Origin of the sequence: Hominimerdicola aceti (assembly GCF_025567495.1) — a bacterium.
Taxonomy (GTDB): domain Bacteria; phylum Bacillota; class Clostridia; order Oscillospirales; family Ruminococcaceae; genus Hominimerdicola; species Hominimerdicola aceti.
On the sequence record NZ_JAOQJZ010000007.1, the window covers coordinates 117651 to 134808 of the forward strand.

A 17158-nucleotide genomic window follows, 5' to 3' on the forward strand; every position below is an offset into this window, starting at 1 on the left:
CAGTAAAGAAAAAGAGGACAAGACAATGTTTAAGAAAAACGGACTTCTAAAAAGCCCTGACAGCAAGCCAAAAGAAAAGTATCTGCTGCTGTTTGCGGTGGCTTTTATCGGCATGATGATCTCGTTCATACCGTCAATGATAGTGAACAAGGGCATCTTTCTCTACTATGGCGACTTCAACTCACAGCAGATGATGTTCTATCAGCACTGTCATGACGCTGTTCGCAGCGGAAACATGGGCTGGGACTGGGGAACGGACTTAGGCTCGAGCTTTGTTGGCTCATATGCTTTCTATCTCCTTGGCTCGCCATTTTTCTGGCTCACTACACTTTTCCCGTCAGGTGCAGTGCCTTATCTGATACCATGGCTCCTTGCGCTGAAAACGGCTATCGCCGCAATAACAGCCTACGCTTACATCAGATTTTTTGTTGACAATACAAGCGCCTGCTTTATAGGTGGTCTGCTTTACGCTTTCTCAGGCTTCCAGACCTACAACGTTTTCTTCAACCACTTCCACGACGCAACTGCGTTCTTCCCTCTCATGCTTTTAGGATTTGAACTGTTGGTTCAAAAGAACAAGAAGGGTCCGTTTGCGGTAGCGGTAGCTATATGTGCGACCATAAGCTATTTCTTCTTTGCCTGCGAGGTCGTATTCGTTATTATCTACTTCTTCCTGAGATGCCTTGACAAGGACTTTGAAATTGACATGAAGAAGTTCGGTCTGCTTATCCTTGAGGCTGTTATCGGTGTGATGATATCCGCTGTTATCTTCCTGCCGTCAGCGCTGAGCGTAATGGGCAACTACCGTGTAAACGAAAGACTTTATGGACTTGACCTTGTTATATACGGTGAAAATGTAAGAATACCAAGAATTATCCAATCGTTCTTTATGCTTTCCGATATGCCTGCAAGAATAAATATCCTTAACTCAGACAAGGCAAGATGGGCTTCAATGGCAGGCTATCTGCCTATGTTCTCAATGGCAGGCGTTATAGCGTTTATGAGAACGAGAAAGAAAGGCAAAGACAGTTGGCTTACAAAGGCTATTATCGTATTCGGCATAATGGCTTGCGTGCCTATATTGAACTCCTCTTTCGTCCTTTTCAATGCGTCATATTATGCAAGATGGTATTATATGCCTATACTGCTTATGTGCCTTATGACAGCAAAGGTCATCGCAGAAAACAAGGACGATCTGAAAAAGGGATTTGTGCCTGTTTGTGTAGTATGTGCGATATTTATTGGCATCGGTCTGCTTCCGACAAACGAAAACGGCGTTGTATCCTATGGCAAAGTTCCTGAATATATTGAACTCTACTACATTCAGGCTATCGTTACCATAGTAATGATAATAATGCTTGGCACGCTTATATATGTGGTCGCAGAGAAGAAGCTCGACTACATGAAGATCGCTTCTGCAATGACGGCGGTTGCTGTGGTCATCTGCATGACTTCTTCTATCGTATACGGCGTAACCCAGGGTACTGACAACACCGACTACATCAACAGAGCAATAAACGGTGGCGACAACATCAACATGGATAAGCTGGAGTCTGGATCAGAGAACTACAATGCTGACAACAATTTCTACAGAATAGATACCTCAGAAAATGTTGACAACTGGTGTATGTTCTGGGAGCTTTCATCAATGAGATGCTTCCACAGCGTTGTTTCAACATCTATCATGGATTTCTACAGCTCTATCGGACAAACGAGAGATGTTGCATCAAGAATGGAAACTAAGGTCTATCCACTAAGAAGCCTGTTTTCCGTAAAATACTATTTCAATGAACTTACTGAAAGTGAGAGAAAAGGTATCACAGAGGTATCGAAGCCTGAAACTCTTGCAAATCTCTACGGCTTTGAATATGTTGATACTCAGAATGGTTTCAACATTTACGAAAACAAATATTATGTACCAATGGGCTTCACATATGATTACTACTGCCTTGACAGCGACATTCAGAAGGCTTCAGAGGTAGACAAGACATCAATGCTCATGAAAGCCCTTGTGCTTACCCCTGAGCAGGCTGCAAAATACAATAATATCCTCAGCTACTACAGCTTTAAGGGTACTGACTACTCAACAGATCAGTATTATCAGAACTGCCTTGACAGACGTGCAAACAGTTGTTCATCATTCAGTTATGATTCTTACGGCTTCAACGCCAAGATCGACCTTGACAAGGATAACCTTGTGTTCTTCTCAGTTCCATATGATGACGGCTGGAGCGCAAAGGTGAATGGTCAGGACGTGGAAATAGAAAAGGTGGATTACGGCTTTATGGCTGTTCTTTGTCCTGCGGGTTCAAACGATATCCAGTTCACCTACGAAACAAAGGGTCTTTTCTGGGGCAAGGTAATAACAGCCGTTGGCTTCGGCTCGCTTATCGTTTACCTTGGCGCAGTGAGATTTACAAGCAGGAAGAAAAAAGAAGAAGCTCAGCCTGTTGAAAAGAACGCATAAACCTGAAAGGGAGGATATAAAATGTATCAGAACGAAAAAACTATCAGTGAAAAAGAGATATACAAGGGCAGGGTCGTTCACCTGACTTGTGATGAAGTGGAGCTTGAAAACGGCTACAAGACGCTTAGAGAGGTCATTCATCACCCTGGCGGAGTTTGCATCGTTGCTCTTGACGAGAACGAGAATGTTTATTTTGTGAAGCAGTTCCGCTATCCTTTCAAGACCGCACTTATGGAGATACCTGCAGGAAAGCTTGAATACGGTGAAGATCATTTGGAGTGCGGAAAGCGTGAGCTTAAAGAGGAGATAGGTGCAACCGCAGAAAAAATGACTTATCTTGGCTGTATTTATCCTACAGTGGCTTATGATACCGAGATAATCCATATGTATATGGCAGAGGGACTTGATTTCGGTGAGCAGCACCTTGACGAGGGCGAGTTCCTTGACGTAACAAAAATGCCTCTTGAAGAAGCTTACAAAATGGTCATGGAAAACAAGCTCCCTGACGCAAAGACAACTGCGGCTATACTGAAAACTTATCTCATCAAAAAGGATATGTAGTCCATAATATTTTAACCATGCGATAAAAGAAACGGTCGAACGCTGTTCGCCACTGCATATAAAAAGGGTACTGTCAACGTGGCAGTACCTTTTTTTGTGGTGAAAAAAAAGATCACCCACGCACCGAAGTGCATGAGCGTCTTTTTTATAGTAACTTAGATTACTTTTCCTCAGTATTGTAAAGCTTAGCGTATCTGAGCAGATAATCATATCTGTCCTTAGCGTTCTGAACAGCCTTACCAAAGAGCTTCTCAGCTCTCTCAGGATTCTGTCTAGCAAGTGCGTTGTAACGTACCTCGCCCATGATGAAGTCCTTATAGTCAGCTGTTGGAGCCTTAGAATCAAGGATAAATGGATTCTTGCCCTCTGCCTTAAGACGTGGGTCGAATCTGTACAGATGCCAGTAACCAGCCTGAACAGCCTTCTTCTCCTCTGTCTGAGCAATTGACATACCACCCTTGATACCATGGTTGATACATGGAGCATAACCGATGATGATTGAAGGACCGTGATAAGACTCAGCCTCGTGGATAGCCTTGATGCACTGATTGTAATCAGCACCCATTGCAACGTGAGCTACATATACATAGCCGTAAGACATTGCGATACCTGCGAGATCCTTCTTCTTAACTTCCTTACCAGCTGCTGCGAACTGAGCGATAGCACCTGTTGGAGTTGACTTAGAGGACTGTCCGCCTGTATTTGAGTAAACCTCAGTATCGAATACGAAGATGTTTACGTCCTGACCCTGAGCGATAACGTGGTCAACGCCTGAGAATCCGATATCGTAAGCCCAGCCGTCACCGCCGAAGATCCACATTGACTTCTTTCTCAGATAGTCAGCGTCCTTAAGGATCTCCTCAGTAGCCTTATTCTTTGTCTTCTTAAGAGCAGCGATAAGGTTATCTGTAGCTGGTGAGTTCTTCTCGCCGTCGTCTACTGTTTCAAGATACTCTTCGCAAGCCTTCTTGAGAGCTGCTGCCTTAGTTGTCTTAGACAGTTCAAGAACCTTAGCGATAGTTCTGTTTCTGATAGTTGACTGTGCAAGGTACATACCGTAACCATACTCAGCGTTATCCTCGAACAGTGAGTTAGCCCAAGCTGGACCCTTGCCGTCCTTGTTTACTGTGTATGGAGTTGAAGGAGCAGAACCACCCCAAATTGATGAGCAGCCTGTTGCGTTAGCAATGTACATTCTGTCACCAAAGAGCTGTGTGATGAGCTTAGCATAAGGTGTTTCACCGCAGCCTGCGCAAGCGCCTGAGAATTCAAGCAGTGGCTGCTTGAACTGTGAGCCCTTAACTGTTGTTGCCTTGAACTTCTCGAATACTTCTGGCTTTTCAGCAAGTGTAAGACCATAGTTGAATACTTCCTGCTCAGCGAGCTGAGTTTCAAGTGGCATCATGCTGAGAGCCTTGTTGCCCTTCTTACCAGGACAAACATTTACGCAAGAACCGCAGCCTGTGCAGTCCAGAGCAGACATTGTCATTACGAAGTTGTAACCAGGCATACCTGTCATAGCTACTGCCTTCTCCTGAGCAAGCTTAGGAGCCTTCTTCAGCTCAGCGTCTGTCATTACAACAGGTCTGATAACTGCGTGTGGACATACATATGAACAGAAGTTACACTGGATACAGTTGTCGCCATTCCATGCAGGAACGTCAACAGCGATACCTCTCTTCTCAAATGCAGCAGAGCCCTGTGGGAATGTGCCGTCTGCCATACCTGTGAATGTTGAAACAGGGAGCTTGTCGCCCTCCTGAGCGTTGCAAGGGATCTGAATGTTGTTTACGAAGTCCTGAAGTGTCTTATCTGCGCACTTAGCGGCAGGCATACCCATTGGAGTATCCTTGCACTTCTTCCAAGATGCAGGAACCTTAACTTCGTGAACCTGCTGACATCCAGCGTCGATAGCGTCATGGTTCATCTTAACGATAGCGTCGCCCTTCTTAGAATAAGAAGCTGTAGCAGCGTCCTTCATGTACTTGATAGCGTCGTCGATAGGAATGATGTTAGCAAGCTTGAAGAATGCAGACTGAAGAACAGTGTTTATTCTGTTGCCCAGACCGATCTCCTTACCGATCTTAACGCCGTTGATAGTATAGAACTTGATGTTGTTCTCAGCGATATATCTCTTTACCTGACCTGGGAGGTGCTTATCCAGCTCTTCATGCTCCCACTGGCAGTTCAGAAGGAATGTTCCGCCTGGCTTGATATCCTGTACCATGTTGTACTTAGTGATATAAGACTCGTTATGACAAGCAACAAAGTCAGCCTGATTGATAAGGTATGTTGACTTGATAGGTGTCTTACCGAATCTCAGGTGAGAAACTGTTACACCGCCTGACTTCTTAGAGTCATATGCAAAGTATGCCTGAGCATACAGATCTGTATGGTCACCAATGATCTTGATAGAGTTCTTGTTTGCACCAACAGTACCGTCAGCGCCAAGACCCCAGAACTTACAAGCAGTTGTGCCTGCTGGAGCAGAGTCAAGCTTGCCCTCAGTTTCGAGAGAGAGGTTTGTAACGTCGTCTTCGATACCGATAGTAAATCTTGGCTTATATGTATCCTTCCAGCTTGCATTCCAGTAAACAGCCTTGATCTGTGCAGGAGTTGTATCCTTAGAACCAAGACCATATCTGCCTGAAGCGATAGCTACATCATGGAACTGTGTACCCTTAAGAGCAGCAACAACGTCAAGATAAAGAGGCTCGCCCTCAGAACCTGGCTCCTTAGTTCTGTCAAGAACTGAGATCTGCTCACAAGTTGAAGGGATAGCTTCAACGAGCTTGTCAGCACGGAAAGGTCTGTAAAGTCTAACCTTAACAAGACCGAGCTTTGTGCCTTCCTTCTCGTTGAGGTAATCAATTGTTTCTTCGATAGTGTCACAAACAGAACCCATAGCTACGATAACGTGTGTAGCGTCTGGTGCGCCGTAGTAGTTGAACAGCTTGTAGTTTGTGCCGATCTTTTCGTTTACCTTGTTCATGTAATCCTCTACGATACCAGGGATAGCGTCATAGTATGGGTTACAAGCTTCTCTTGCCTGGAAGAAGATATCAGGGTTCTGAGCTGTACCTCTAAGTACAGGATGCTCAGGGTTAAGAGCTCTCTTTCTGAACTCCTCCACCTTCTCGAAGTCAACCATATCTCTTACGTCTTCCATATCCCATGTCTCGATCTTCTGGATCTCGTGAGATGTTCTGAATCCGTCAAAGAAGTGGATGAATGGTACTCTGCCCTCGATAGTTGAGAGGTGAGCAACTGTACCCAGGTCCATTACCTCCTGTACATTTGAAGAACAAAGCATAGCAAAACCTGTCTGACGGCAAGCATAGATGTCAGAATGGTCGCCGAAAATATTAAGTGCGTGTGAAGCTACACATCTTGCAGATACATGGATAACGCAAGGGAGAAGCTCACCTGCGATCTTATACAGGTTAGGGATCATAAGAAGAAGTCCCTGTGATGCTGTATATGTTGTTGTGAGCGCACCGGCTGCAAGTGAGCCGTGTACTGTACCTGAAGCACCTGCCTCAGACTGCATTTCTGCAAGCTTTACAGGAGTGCCAAACAGGTTTTCCTTACCCTTGGCAGCCCACTGGTCTGTTACTTCTGCCATAACAGATGATGGTGTGATTGGATAGATAGCAGCAACTTCTGTAAATGGGTATGACGCCCAAGCAGCAGCGTTGTTTCCGTCCATGGTTTTCATTTTTCTTGCCATTTTAGAATCATTCCTTTCTCGATATTTCAAGCAAAAGCTCAAAACTCAAATTTCCTTTTTAGCGTACTTTTTCAAGCACGTCTGTTTAAGGACAGCAGATATTTTCTTCAAAAGTAAGCTGTAACAAACTTTCTCAGGATACATCTGTTTTAACTCTTATAGTATACCACTTATTTTTCAATTTGTAAAGACCTTTTACCACATTTTTTCTTGATTTATACGCTGTAAACCCCCTATTTTCGGTTAGTTATGACTTCCTCATATTTCAGACGTGCTGTATTACATAGATAAAAAAAATGCCTGCCGAAACAGACATTTTTCATATATTTAAATTATAAAACTAGCAGTTCATAAGAAGTTCGGCGAGGGCATTGAGTATCTTATCCACGTCAACATCAGAACTGAATTTTACATCAAGCTTTGAGCCGCCTTTTTTATCCTCGCTTAAACTTACACGAAGCTTATCAGTGGCCTGATTTACTCTTATCTCAAACTCAGTGTACATAGGATTTGTGATAGTACGCTTTATTTTCTTTTCAGCTTTTTTATTTGTTTCCAAAGCGGCGATAGCTTTTTCAAGCTCTCTTACCGTCCAGCCATTTTCTATACACTCTGTAGCAAGCTTCTCCTGAGTATCCTTATCCGCAACGCCTGCAAGCACCTTTGCGTGACCCTCGGTGAGCTTTTGGTCACGGAGCATTTCCTGCACACTTTCGCTAAGGGAAAGAAGTCTGATAGAGTTTGCCACAGCGGAACGTGAACGTCCAACAGCTTCTGCCACCTGCTGCTGAGTAAGACCATAGGTTTCCATAAGAGTCTGATAAGCGGTGGCCTCCTCAAGAGGTGTAAGGTCTTTACGCTGGATATTTTCAATAAGGGATATCTCAGCGGCTTCAAGATCTGTAAGCTCCTTTATATAAACAGGTATCTCATCAAGTCCAGCCAGACGTGCCGCACGCCACCTACGCTCGCCTGCAACTATCTTATATCCTCCATTGTCAAGAGGTCTTACAAGTATAGGCTGCAAAACACCATGCTGTCTGATATTTTCCGCAAGCTCATTAAGAGCGTCCTCATCAAACTCAGAACGCGGCTGATTTTTGTCAGGCTCAATAAGAGATATCCTTACTGTGGAAATGCCATTTTCGCCATCATCATTTTTTTCCGATTTACTATCAGATCGTGTGACCTCATCTATAGAATTATCAAAGAACAGGCTATCCAAGCCTCTGTCCATTTTGCTTTTTTTAGCCATTGTATTTTCCTTTCACATTATAAGATACAATGTTCCATGTGGAACATTATTTTTCTTTATTCTTTGCTACTTTTTTCTTTTCTCTTTTAGCTATTTCTTTTGCAAGATTTTCATATGCCTTTGAGCCTTTTGCCTTCTTATCATAATAAATAGCCGGCTCACCAAAGCTTGGGGCTTCCGACAAGGCAACGTTTCTCGGTATGGTAGTTTCAAAGACTTCCTTTGCAAAGTGCTTTTTGACCTCGCTTATTATCTGACCTGTTATCTTGTATCTTTCAACGCACATTGTAAACAAAATGCCCTCAATATCAAGGTCAGGATTGAAAGAAACTTTTACTCTGTTGATAGTATTGTGAAGCTCAACAAGACCCTCCAAAGAAAGAAACTCGCATTGGAGAGGGATAAGTACAGAATCAGCCGCCGCAAGTGCATTTATTGTGAGCATATCGAGAGTTGGGGGACAATCTATAAATATGTAGTCATAAAATTCTTTTGCAGGCATAAGAGCGTTGCGAAGCTTCATTGCTCTGTCCTTTTCATTCACAAGTGACACAGATGCGCCTGAAAGATCCTGAGTTGTCGGCACAACTGAAACTCCACGGCAGGAAGTTGGCACGACAGCCTCAAATATCGAACATTCTTCAAATATTACATCAAACACTGTATTTCTGATACTTTTTTTCTTTATACCAAAGCTTGTGGTAGTATTGCCCTGTGGGTCAAAGTCAACGATCAGAACTTTTTTGCCCTTTAGTCCAAAAACCGCTGCAAGATTTACAACAGTAGTAGATTTTCCAACGCCGCCTTTCTGATTTGAAACGGCAATTATTTTCCCCATATTCTTGACCTCTTTTCTTAGTAGAATTATATCATATTTATTATACTACAATTTTTCACTTTTGAAAAGACCCTTTTACAAATTTTCTTGAAAATGTTCCACATGGAACAAATCAGATTTTTACTTTATCCGACAAAGCCCATGACAATTTAGAAAACAATACAAAGAATAAAGTACCAATATCAAAATCAAGGTCATAAAGAGCAGAAAAGTTTTCTGAATAAAATATAGCATTGAGTTTCGTGAAGTGTTATGATTATTTTAAAACGAAACGGAGGTATAAAAAATGAGCATTTTCCCAAAAACATTAACAAAAGCTTTCAGCGAAGAAACTGACGAATCACAGAGGGCTTCACCCTATCAGACGTTAGGCAAAATAATCGACATTTCCATAGGAGAGATAAGGCCGAACCCTGTTCAGCCAAGGCGATATTTCTCACCTGCCGAACTAACAAGCCTTGCAAAAAGCATTTCTCAGGACGGGATCATACAACCTCTCACAGTGCGGCGTGTAAAAGGCACTTTTGAGCTTGTGTCAGGCGAACGGCGTTTGCGTGCGGCAAAGCTTGCAGGACTAAGGTCAGTGCCGTGTATACTTATCAATGCCACAGAGGAACGTTCGCAGGTCATTGCACTTATAGAGAATATCCAACGTTGTGACCTGAACTTTTTTGAAGAAGCCGAAGCGATCTCTCAGCTCATCACAAAATATGGCATGACTCAGGAATCTGCGGCTATTCGTCTGGGACTTGCTCAATCCACAGTTGCAAACAAGCTTCGTATTCTGAAACTTAACGCTGAGGAACGCAAAATAATTCTCGATAACAATATGTCAGAACGTCACGCAAGGGCTTTGCTAAAGATCACAGATAATGACCGCAGGCTTGCTGTGTTGAACAAAGCGGCTGAAAGTGGGTGGACAGTTGACACATTGGAAAAATATATTGCCAAGCTTCTGAAAGATGATGAAAAGCGTGCAAGCTATCACAAAAGAGCGGCTATGTTAAAAGATGTTAGATTGTTTTTCAACAGTGTCAATAAGGCGATAGATGTTATGAGACTGGCAGGAGTGAACGCTGATGCAAAACGTATCGATCACGAGGATTATATCGAATATATTATAAAGATACCATCGGAAAAGCAGGCAGAATAAAATGTTCCACATGGAACAAAAAAAATTGGACAGGCTCAAAAGTCTGTCCAATTTTTTTATATATCGCTGTAAAAAAGCTGTTCCCAATAGGTGTATTCCCCGTTGTCCGACTTTACAGCTTTTGCGCACGCCATGTAACGCACATCAGGGTTGAGGATATTTTCTCTATGAGGCGGTGAGTTCATCCATGCGTCGAAAGCTTCTTTTACTGTGGTCATGCTGTTCATACCATATGCGATATTTTCAGCTGCCGCACGCCATTCAGGAAGGTCAGTTTCTTCTATAGCTGTGATGTATGAATTGCCGTCAGGTCTGTCATGAGAATAATTTCCTAGAAGTTCGTTTGCTCGCACATCTGCCGCAGAGTCAAGAAGTTCAAGTCCCTCAAGCTCTCTTAAACCATACTGTTTTCTAACCTCATTTACATAGCCAAGCATTTCAGATGTTTCAGCAGAAAGATTTCTATTTGACATATTCGTGCTTGAATCAGGTTCAGTAGGTTCGGCAGGCTGAGGAGCAGAGGGCTGTTCTTCCTGCATAGGCTCGGTAACAGTTTCAGTTTGCGTTTCTGTTTTCTTTTCAGTTTTCTTTGAAGTCGTTGTGGTAGTAGTAGCCGTTGTCGTCGTTGTAGTTACAGTTGTAGTCACAGCTTTTATATCTGCACTGTGAGGTGGCCGCATGGTCTTTCCGTTTATGATAACCTTATCCCCTGACACGCTTATGTAGTTATTGCCTACCACTATGGATTCCATAAGCTCATTATCAGTGTTTGTTATCTCCATGCCCTTATCCATGGTTTCAAGCACATACTTTGAGCCGTTCACATCTTTTACAGTAGCTTTCTTTACTGTCTTGCCGTCTTTTACAATCTCAAACTTATTCTCTGCGATACACCTTATAGTCACCTTGTCAGTTACGTTAAAGCTGCTGAAGCTTTCATCAACATATGTCACCTTTGTGTTTGCATAGTAGACCTCGTTGGCTGATATTATTATCCTTGTACCTTTATAACTGAACGAGTTGACCTTTTTTCCGTTCTTAGTGATAGTGACAGTATTTCCGTCACAGGTCAGTACAAGCTTATCACCGTTATCATCAGTTATCTCAAAAGAGTTCACTATCTCATTTGAACTGTTTATAAGAGTATATCCCCCCTGCACATTTGCAAAAAGGGTATAGCCACCATCAAAAACTATCTTTGTACAAGTCGCTGCTGTTTGTATAGTAGTCACTGAACCCGTGATAATTTCGGCAGACTTTTTATTTGTGGTCACAGTTGTGGTGACTCCTGTGCTGACGCTTGAAAGCTTTTTGGGCTTTTCTTCCCCTGTGCTTCCGCAAGAGGAAAGACAACAGCCTGCCGCACAGACAACACATAATATTTTAACTAACCTATTGCTTTCCATAATATCTTAGCTCTCCTGTTTTATCAAATGTTCCACATGGAACAATACAAAAAAGGCAGCCCTGGGACTGCCTTTGTGAGTTTATTTTGTGTTTGAAAGTGTCCATCTGAAAGGTGCTATTCTCTTTGCCCTTGTGTTGTCTATGTTCCAGTTGTTGAATGTGATAGATGGGTCAAAATAGCGATAATCAGTTTTCATCTTACCTTTGTTGATGCTTAGTCCCATTCCAGGTGATTTCTGGATAACTGCACCTATGCGGTGATGTTCCTTTTCATAATCAATTATCTCTTTTGCCGTTATCAGCCTTGAATCAGCAAGATTGTAGATTCCCTCATATCTTCCTGACGGTACATTGATAATACCATTTATAAAGTCGATAAGATTGAATACACAACAGAATGAAAAACCGTATTCTCCATCATTGAATATGTATGCAACATTTTCCTTTGCGTCAAATACTCTGTCTCTAAGATTTTGTGTATACTCAGCGTCATAAATAGGAGCTACTCTGGCAATAACAGGTATAGTTTCAGACTTTTTAAATTCCTTCTGCATTATCTTCTCAGATGTCATCTTAAGATCCGCATAGTTTGAATTTCCCTTTTCAGGAGCAGTTTCCCTTATTGGTTCTCTGCCTTTCTGTACACCATATATTGCTGTTGTGCTGAGCAGGATAAAGCTCCTTACCTCAGCCTTGTTTGCAGCCGCATATATGAACTTATCACATATCTTGCTCTTTTTCATCTCAGCGTCTGTTACATATGGATCTATATCGTTATCTACAGAATTTGCCAGATGCACGACAACGTCGATCTTGTTACTATCGATTACATTTGTAATAGCGTCCTTATCTGTAATATCACACTGGATAAAAGTATAGTTTGGATCAGTTCCAATAAACTCATTTTTGCGTGTATCTATACCGAATACACGATGCTTTTTGTGCAGTAAGCTGGATGTAAGGTACAAGCCTATCATTCCGCTTGCTCCTGTAACTAAAATTGAAGCCAACTCTGCCACTCCTTCCCCAAGTAGAATTGCACATTTATTTACTATAATTATACCACAGTTTTTATTAATTGCAAATACTTTTTGAAGAAAACTGAAAAATTTAGATTTTCTTTATAATTTTGCTTGCTATATTTAGTGAATTGTGATAAAATTATAGGTATAAATCATAAACAAAAAAATATAAAAAATATTTTACATATAAAAATATTAAGGAGCAATTTATTTTGGTTTATTCCGATCTTATATTTATACTGGGAATGTTCCCGATAATGACCATTATTTCGCTTTTCGACAGAAGTGCAGAATATAAAAACCTCATTCTGATAGTTTGTTCCCTGCTGTTTTTCAGTTGGGGCAGACCTTTTGTGTTCTGTCTTATTTTCCTGTCAGTTATCCTCGATTGGATATTTGGTCTTATTATTTCAAAAAACCGTGAGAACAAAGCCCTTTGCGGGATAGTTTTGGCGCTGGATATTATAATGAATGTATCTCTTATGCTAATATTCGGTCAGAATATCCTTTATAATAAGGTAAAAAAGCTCAGTTTTGACGCCGCCATACTTCCACTTGGTATGGGTTATTATATGCTCAGAGGAATTTCTTATGTCTATGACGTTTTCAAGGGCAACTGCAAAGCAGAAAAAAACATTTTCTGCCTTTTGACTTATATGGTGTCACTGCATTTCATGCTTGTGGGACCTCTTGTGAGATACGGTGATATTGAGCCACAGATAAGGCATCGTGAGATCACAGGAGCAAAGCTCAACCAGGGGCTTAATAAGATAGTTTTTGGTTTTGGCAAGGTGGTGCTTCTTGCAGGCGTTTTTGAACAGATAAAGCTTGCAGGACTTAACGGCAAAGAGATAACTACCCTTGGCTGTTGGCTTGGTATGCTGTCATTCTTGGCTCAGTATTATTTTCTTTTCACAGGACTTTCGGATATGGCAAAGGGTCTTGGTCTTACAAACGGCTTTGTTTATCCTGACAACTACACAAACATTGAGGCTGACGGACTTTTCACTGGTATGATAAAAAGCTTCAATACAACTGTTGTTGACTTTTTCAGCGAGGTTTTCTGCTGCAAAAAAAACATGAACAAGGTCTTTACTTTTGTGTGCTATATACTTTGCGGTCTGGCTCTTTCTATATGGTATCAGGCAAAGGTGAATTTCATTATCGTCGGACTTTGTGCGGCTGTGCTTTGTATCCTTGAAAAGCTGTTTCTTGAAAGACCGCTTTCAAAACTGCCTGACCTTGTGAAGTATATCTATCTTGTACTCACTGCTCTCGTTATTTTTGGCGGACTTTATTTTGACAGCTTCTATGGCTACAAAAAATGGCTCTTTGCACTTGCAGGAGTAAATGTGAAATACACCTTGAGCGTGTCTGTAAAAAGTGCAGTGCTGAAAAATATCACCCTTATAGTAATATCGTTCTTTATTGTCTGCCCACCTGCAAAAAGGGCTTTCTGCAAGATTTTTAAAAAGCTTTCACAGAAGTCTCAGGCGGCTTATGGCAGAGTTATGATAACAAAGACCATTATGACAGTGCTTGTTTTTGCAGTGAGCGTTATAACACTTGCGGCGGAATATGCGGCATAAAAAGAGGAAAATACTAATGGATAAGAAAACTACACGATTCAATATCGTTCACGGTGACGATGAATATGAGATACCGGAGGAATGCGAGGCTGCGGAGGAAGCGGCTGAAGAGCTTGCCAAAACGAATTTGGAGGAGCATTACAGCTTTATAAATCTTCTTTCCATAGCGGTCATAATGCTATTTGCCTGCATATTCTTTATTTCAGTTTCAGGAAGCGACATTGTGGAGGACAACAATCTGTCTTTAACATTCAAGACTTTCTTTTCAGGGGATTACACTCAGGCTTTGGAGGACTCTTATAATAATAGTATACCTTTTCCTGACGCCATGAAAGCTGTTGAGGAGCGTATCTCTCTTATTTATGGTATCGGCAATAAGGTCACTGACCCTATAAAAGAAACGCCTGACAATACTGATTCTAACCACAACAGCTTCGATCATCCGACTAATAATGACAGTGATGATCCTGACGAAAATGTTATCACCACCACTGCAAAACCGCAGGACGGTGAAGTAACTACCACAAAGAAAAAAGAGGACAAGAAAAAAACAACAACTACCACTGCTATTGACAGACCAGAGGAAACTAAAAGCACCACAACGACTTCAACGGCTTCCACTACCACAAATAATGACAAGCCTTACTATACTGTCACCGAAACTGAGCCTATAGTACAGCCTGGTCCTACTACTACCACGACCACAACAAAGGCAACTGAAACCACAACTCAGCCACCAGAAACTACAGAACCTACCACTGAGCAAACTGAGGGACCGTCAGATGAATAGCAGATTTGATAACCCTTTTCCCTATTCTGATGACAATAAAAGATATCATACCTACAATTATTATCTAAGGCACAAGTTCGGCACTAAGGTTTTCAAGATACCGCTTAATATTGACCTTGGCTGTCCGAACAGAGACGGCACAAAAGGTGTGGGGGGCTGTGTGTTCTGCTCGGCAAAAATGAGCGGAGATTTTGCAGGCGACCCTCATGAGGATATCCTTACTCAGTACAGAGAGATAAGGGAGAAAATGAGCAAAAAGTGGAGCAATGGTCTGTGCATACCGTATTTTCAGGCAGGCTCAAACACCTATGCTGACGTTGAAACGCTGAGAAAAATGTTTTATACAGCCCTGTCATTTGAAAATACGGCAGGGCTTTCTATCGCAACAAGGGCGGATTGCATCAACGAAGAAAAAGCCGACCTGCTCGGTGAGCTTGCGGAAAAGACTTTTCTTACTGTAGAGCTTGGCTTGCAGACTATCCATGACGAAACGGCTTTGAAAATGAACCGCTGTCATACTTTTGCGGATTTTCTCAAAGGCTATGAAATGCTGAGAAAACGCAATGTGAATGTGTGCGTGCATATCATCGACGGGCTTCCCGGTGAGGATAGGAATATGATGCTTGAAACGGCTAAAACTCTCGGTCAGTTTGATATACAAAGCATTAAGATACATCTTCTGCACGTTTTAAAAGGCACTGTGCTTGCGCAGATGTATGAGCGTGGAGAGTTCAGAGCGCTTGAAATGTACGAGTATGTTAATATCGTCTGCGACCAGTTGGAGCTTCTGCCTGCGGAGATAGTAATACAGCGTGTCACAGGTGACGGTGCAAAGGACGACCTTGTTGCACCTTTGTGGAGTTTGAAAAAATTCTGCGTTATGAACGAGATAGACAAGGAAATGGGAAGAAGAAATTCATGGCAGGGAAAGGCTCTGTCGGAGTAAAAAGAGGTAAAAATGAAAGATATATGTGCAGTTTCGACACCACTCGCTGAGGGCGGTATATCAGTCATAAGAATAAGCGGAGAAAACGCCATAAGCATAGGTGCAAAGGTTTTTAAACCGCTGTCATGCAAAAGTGTTGAAAACATGGCAGGCTATACCTGTGCATACGGAAAAATAGTTGACAAAAACGGCAGAGAAGTCGATGACGGCGTTCTGACGGTTTTCCGTGCGCCTAAGTCATACACCGGTGAAAACGTCTGCGAGATATCATGCCATGGCGGAATATATGTTACAAAAAAAGTTCTCAGGCTTTGTATTGAGCAGGGTGCAGAGCTTGCTCAGAGGGGCGAGTTCACAAAAAGGGCTTTTCTCAACGGAAAGCTTTCACTTACTCAGGCTGAGGGCGTAATGGAAACTATCTCCGCTCAGGGAGAATATGCACTTAATTCTGCAAATCTCACAAAAGAGGGCAGGCTTTTCAGGCTGATCTCTGATATGTCAAGAAAGTTTGTCACAATACTAGGTGAACTTGCGGCATGGGTTGATTATCCAGAGGAGGACTTGCCTGAGATATCTGAGGATAATCTCAGAGAGAGCCTTAAAAACGCTTTGGCAGGGCTTGATAAAATAATAGCAGATCATGACAGCGGTATGATACTGAAAAACGGTGTTGACACTGTTATCGCAGGCAAGCCGAACGTTGGAAAATCGACACTTATGAATATGCTGTTGGGATATGACCGCTCCATAGTCACAAATGTGGCAGGCACTACACGAGATGTTATTGAAGAAAGTGCAAAGCTTGGCGAGCTTATTTTGAAGCTTTCCGACACTGCAGGTATACATGAAACTGATGATGAAGTTGAAAAAATAGGCGTTGATATCGCAAAGAAAAAGCTTAAAAACGCTATGCTTGTGATAGAAGTTTTCGACATTTCAAGAGAGCTTGACGAGGAAGACTTGGAGCTTCTTGAATATGTGAAAAAGCTTGGAAAGAAAGTTATCATAGTTCTCAACAAGTCTGACCTTGAAAATGTTGTTGAAAGGTCTCTGCTTGAAAAATATTCAGACTATGTGATAGAGATTTCTGCGAAGCTTGACGAGGGCAGAGAAGAACTGCAAAAAGCCACAGAGAAGCTTTTGGGCATTGGCGGATATGACGCTGACAGCACGATTTTTGCAAACGAGCGTCAAATAGCCTGTGCAGAACGTGCAAGAAAATATCTTGCCATGGCTCTTGAAAGCCTTGATATGGGAGAGACTTTGGACGCTGTTACTGTGATGATAGACAATGGCGCAAATGCACTTTTGGAGCTGACAGGAGAAAAAGCTACAGAAGCGGTGGTAGACGAGGTATTTTCAAAATTCTGCGTAGGAAAGTAATTTATATGGTCTTATTT

At 42.2% G+C, this 17158-nt stretch carries 12 protein-coding genes; 7 read left to right on the forward strand and 5 right to left on the reverse strand.

Annotated features, from left to right (window positions below; genetic code table 11):
* Window positions 1-25 precede the first annotated feature (25 nt).
* Window positions 26-2467: a YfhO family protein gene (locus OCV57_RS08340; protein WP_267301129.1), complete on the forward strand. Its 2442-nt coding sequence runs from the start codon at window positions 26-28 to the stop codon at window positions 2465-2467.
* A gap of 21 nt (window positions 2468-2488) precedes the next feature.
* Window positions 2489-3028: an NUDIX domain-containing protein gene (locus tag OCV57_RS08345; RefSeq protein ID WP_267301130.1), complete on the forward strand. Its 540-nt coding sequence runs from the start codon at window positions 2489-2491 to the stop codon at window positions 3026-3028.
* Window positions 3029-3188: 160 nt separating this feature from the next.
* Here OCV57_RS08345 and nifJ read toward each other — a convergent pair whose 3' ends face one another.
* The 3 genes from nifJ to OCV57_RS08360 all read right to left on the reverse strand — a co-directional run bounded on the left by nifJ (window position 3189) and on the right by OCV57_RS08360 (window position 8851).
* Window positions 3189-6758 (reverse strand): pyruvate:ferredoxin (flavodoxin) oxidoreductase, encoded by a 3570-nt coding sequence (gene nifJ / locus OCV57_RS08350; protein ID WP_046439572.1) that lies wholly within the window; start codon window positions 6756-6758, stop codon window positions 3189-3191.
* Window positions 6759-7098: 340 nt separating this feature from the next.
* A complete protein-coding gene (locus OCV57_RS08355) occupies window positions 7099-8013 on the reverse strand; it encodes a ParB/RepB/Spo0J family partition protein (RefSeq protein ID WP_267301131.1) in 915 nt (304 codons plus the stop codon).
* A gap of 46 nt (window positions 8014-8059) precedes the next feature.
* On the reverse strand, window positions 8060-8851 hold the full coding sequence (locus tag OCV57_RS08360) for a ParA family protein (protein WP_117957404.1): 792 nt from the start codon (window positions 8849-8851) through the stop codon (window positions 8060-8062).
* Between the two features lie 286 nt (window positions 8852-9137).
* Between OCV57_RS08360 and OCV57_RS08365 the strand changes: the two genes are divergently transcribed.
* Window positions 9138-10004, forward strand: coding sequence for a ParB/RepB/Spo0J family partition protein (locus OCV57_RS08365; protein WP_118158939.1), 867 nt, complete (start codon window positions 9138-9140; stop codon window positions 10002-10004).
* A gap of 56 nt (window positions 10005-10060) precedes the next feature.
* Here the strand turns inward: OCV57_RS08365 and OCV57_RS08370 are convergent, their stop codons facing one another.
* Complete coding sequence (locus OCV57_RS08370; protein WP_267301133.1) at window positions 10061-11410, reverse strand: CAP domain-containing protein; 1350 nt, start codon at window positions 11408-11410, stop codon at window positions 10061-10063.
* Window positions 11411-11491: 81 nt separating this feature from the next.
* Window positions 11492-12421 (reverse strand): NAD-dependent epimerase/dehydratase family protein, encoded by a 930-nt coding sequence (locus tag OCV57_RS08375; protein ID WP_038672779.1) that lies wholly within the window; start codon window positions 12419-12421, stop codon window positions 11492-11494.
* 224 nt (window positions 12422-12645) lie between these two features.
* Here OCV57_RS08375 and OCV57_RS08380 point away from each other — a divergent pair, with 224 nt between their 5' ends.
* From OCV57_RS08380 to mnmE, 4 genes are read left to right on the forward strand one after another with little or no spacing between them, the layout of a single operon-like run.
* Entirely contained in the window at window positions 12646-14022 is a 1377-nt protein-coding gene (locus OCV57_RS08380) for an MBOAT family O-acyltransferase (protein WP_267301135.1), read from the forward strand.
* A 16-nt stretch (window positions 14023-14038) separates the two neighbouring features.
* Window positions 14039-14812: a hypothetical protein gene (locus OCV57_RS08385; RefSeq protein WP_267301136.1), complete on the forward strand. Its 774-nt coding sequence runs from the start codon at window positions 14039-14041 to the stop codon at window positions 14810-14812.
* Complete coding sequence (locus OCV57_RS08390) at window positions 14805-15758, forward strand: tRNA modification radical SAM protein MnmL/YtqA (protein WP_267301137.1); 954 nt, start codon at window positions 14805-14807, stop codon at window positions 15756-15758. The genes OCV57_RS08385 and OCV57_RS08390 overlap by 8 nt, the downstream gene beginning before the upstream one ends.
* A 12-nt stretch (window positions 15759-15770) precedes the next feature.
* Complete coding sequence (gene mnmE / locus OCV57_RS08395; protein WP_267301139.1) at window positions 15771-17141, forward strand: tRNA uridine-5-carboxymethylaminomethyl(34) synthesis GTPase MnmE; 1371 nt, start codon at window positions 15771-15773, stop codon at window positions 17139-17141.
* Window positions 17142-17158: the final 17 nt, after the last annotated feature.

Excerpts from the sequence above, each read along its gene's own strand:
- OCV57_RS08340 (WP_267301129.1), top strand. The coding sequence starts at position 26 with ATGTTTAAGAAAAACGGACTTCTAAAAAGCCCTGACAGCAAGCCAAAA.
- OCV57_RS08345 (WP_267301130.1), top strand. The coding sequence starts at position 2,489 with ATGTATCAGAACGAAAAAACTATCAGTGAAAAAGAGATATACAAGGGC.
- nifJ (WP_046439572.1), bottom strand. The coding sequence starts at position 6,758 with ATGGCAAGAAAAATGAAAACCATGGACGGAAACAACGCTGCTGCTTGG.
- OCV57_RS08355 (WP_267301131.1), bottom strand. The coding sequence starts at position 8,013 with ATGGCTAAAAAAAGCAAAATGGACAGAGGCTTGGATAGCCTGTTCTTT.
- OCV57_RS08360 (WP_117957404.1), bottom strand. The coding sequence starts at position 8,851 with ATGGGGAAAATAATTGCCGTTTCAAATCAGAAAGGCGGCGTTGGAAAA.
- OCV57_RS08365 (WP_118158939.1), top strand. The coding sequence starts at position 9,138 with ATGAGCATTTTCCCAAAAACATTAACAAAAGCTTTCAGCGAAGAAACT.
- OCV57_RS08370 (WP_267301133.1), bottom strand. The coding sequence starts at position 11,410 with ATGGAAAGCAATAGGTTAGTTAAAATATTATGTGTTGTCTGTGCGGCA.
- OCV57_RS08385 (WP_267301136.1), top strand. The coding sequence starts at position 14,039 with ATGGATAAGAAAACTACACGATTCAATATCGTTCACGGTGACGATGAA.
- OCV57_RS08390 (WP_267301137.1), top strand. The coding sequence starts at position 14,805 with ATGAATAGCAGATTTGATAACCCTTTTCCCTATTCTGATGACAATAAA.
- mnmE (WP_267301139.1), top strand. The coding sequence starts at position 15,771 with ATGAAAGATATATGTGCAGTTTCGACACCACTCGCTGAGGGCGGTATA.